Consider the following 2,374-nt stretch of genomic DNA (forward strand, 5'->3'; position numbering starts at 1 on the left):
AACCCGGGGTGGGGCCTCGGGGGGCTCGTGTGGGCGCCTCCCTGCGGCCCGACCTCAGGGTCGCCCCGCGTGGGCGCCCGCCTGTGCGGTTTCGACGAGGCGGACGAGCGAGGCCCGCCGGGGACGGCCCGCCGAGGTCTCCCTCGGGGTGGCGTCCTCCGGGGGCAGCCGGGGGCCCGGGAGTCCGCTCCCTCGGGAGGCGTCCGGGGCCCGGGAGTGCGACGCCCGGGACCCGCTCCCGGAAGGGGTCTCCAGGGTCACTGTGGGGTGGCGTCCACTCGGGTCGCCGCCCAGGGCGGCAACGCGTACACCCGGCCCCGGCGGGGCGGGCGTACTCGCTGTCGGCGATGCCCGGACGGCACGTCCCGCCCCTGAGCAGGCAGTCCCGGCAGCCCCCCGGAAGCCCATGAGGCCCCGGCGTCCCGGCGGGCTACTTCTCGGTGACCCCCGCGGAGTCGAACGTCGCCACCTCGTGCATCGCGCGCGCCGTGGACTGCACCAGCGGCAGCGCGAGCAGCGCACCCGTGCCTTCGCCGAGCCGCAGGTCGAGGTCGACCAGGGGCCGCAGGCCGAGCTTGTTCAGCGCGGCGACGTGCCCCGGCTCGGCGCTGCGGTGGCCGGCGATGCAGGCCGCGAGCACCTCCGGGGCGATGGCCCGGGCGACGAGGGCTGCCGCGCCGGCGCTGACGCCGTCCAGGACGACCGGGGTGCGCAGGCTGGCACCGCCGAGGAGCAGGCCGACCATGGCGGCGTGCTCGAAGCCGCCGACCGCGGCGAGGACGCCGATCGGGTCGGCCGGGTCGGGCCGGTGGAACTCCAGGGCGCGGCGGACGACGTCGGTCTTCCGGGCGAGCGTCTCGTCGTTGATGCCGGTGCCCCGGCCGGTGACCTCGGCCGGGTCGGCGCCGGCGAAGACGGAGATCAGCGCGGCGGACGCGGTGGTGTTCGCGATGCCCATCTCACCGGTGAGCAGCGCCTTGTTGCCGGCGGCGACCAGGTCGCGGGCGGTCTCGATGCCGACCTCGATGGCCTTCTTGGCCTCCTCGCGGGTCATCGCGGGACCGGTGGTCATGTCGGACGTACCGCCGCGGATCTTGCGCGGCAGCAGGCCCGGCGTGGCCGGCAGGTCGCCGGCGACACCGACGTCCACGACGCACACCTCGGCGCCGACCTGGTTGGCGAAGGCGTTGCACACCGCTCCCCCGCCGAGGAAGTTGGCCACCATCTGGGCGGTGACCTCCTGCGGCCAGGGCGTGACGCCCTGGGCGTGCACACCGTGGTCACCGGCGAAGATCGCGACGGCGGCGGGCTCGGGGATCGGCGGCGGGCACTGCCGGGACAGGCCGCACAGCTGCGCGGAGATGATCTCCAGCATGCCGAGTGCGCCGGCGGGCTTGGTCATGCGCTTCTGGCGCTCCCACGCCTCGCCGAGCGCCTTGGCGTCCAGCGGGCGGATCTGCGCGACGGTCTCGGCAAGCAGGTCGTGGGGCTCCTCCCCGGGCAGGGCGCGACGGCCGTACGTCTCCTCGTGGACCACCCAGGACAGCGGGCGGCGCTTGGACCAGCCGGCCTGCATCAGCTCGGGCTCGTCCGGGAATTCGTCGACGTAGCCTACGCACAGGTACGCGATGACTTCGAGATGCTCGGGCAGGCCGAGTGCGCGAACCATCTCACGCTCGTCGAAGAAGCTGACCCAGCCGACACCGAGGCCTTCGGCCCGAGCGGCGAGCCACAGGTTCTCCACGGCGAGCGCGGCCGAGTAGGGCGCCATCTGCGGCTGGGTGTGACGGCCGAGCGTGTGGCGTCCGCCGCGGGTCGGGTCGGCGGTGACGACGATGTTGACCGGGGTGTCGAGGATGGCCTCGATCTTCAGTTCCTTGAACTGCTTGGCCCGGCCCTTCGGCAGCGACTTCGCGTACGCCTCGCGCTGCCGCATCGCCAGCTCGTGCATGGTCCGGCGGGTCTCGGCCGAACGGATCACCACGAAGTCCCACGGCTGGGAGTGGCCGACGGACGGGGCGTGGTGCGCGGCCTCCAGGACGCGCAGCAGCACCTCGTGCGGGATGGGGTCGCTGCGGAAGCCGTTGCGGATGTCGCGGCGTTCGCGCATCACCTTCAGCACGGCCTCGCGTTCGGCGTCGTCGTAGCCGGGGGCGGCCGGGCCGGCGGGCGGCGCGGGTGCCTGAGTCGCGGCGGCCTCGTCCGGGCCGGGCCGCGGGTTCTCGTCGCCCTCGTCCGCGGCCGTGGTCCGCAGATCGTCGGCGTTCTGTACGACCTGTACGGCGGTGTCGCCCGCGTCGGCACCGCGCGGGGCGGGGACGGTGACGGGGCCGGACACCTGCTCCTCCGTGGGGAGGGTCATGGCGTGCGGCGG

Annotated in this window: 1 protein-coding gene; it reads right to left on the reverse strand. The window is 74.9% G+C overall.

Translation table 11 applies throughout. The features are described 5' to 3' along the window. Positions 1-430: 430 nt before the first annotated feature. Positions 431-2,374: nicotinate-nucleotide--dimethylbenzimidazole phosphoribosyltransferase (cobT, locus tag MTQ10_RS29795; protein ID WP_247473596.1), on the reverse strand; the 1,944-nt coding region annotated here is incomplete at its 5' end.

The organism is Streptomyces sp. XM83C (genome assembly GCF_023072675.1).
GTDB classification, from domain to species: domain Bacteria; phylum Actinomycetota; class Actinomycetes; order Streptomycetales; family Streptomycetaceae; genus Streptomyces; species Streptomyces thermocoprophilus.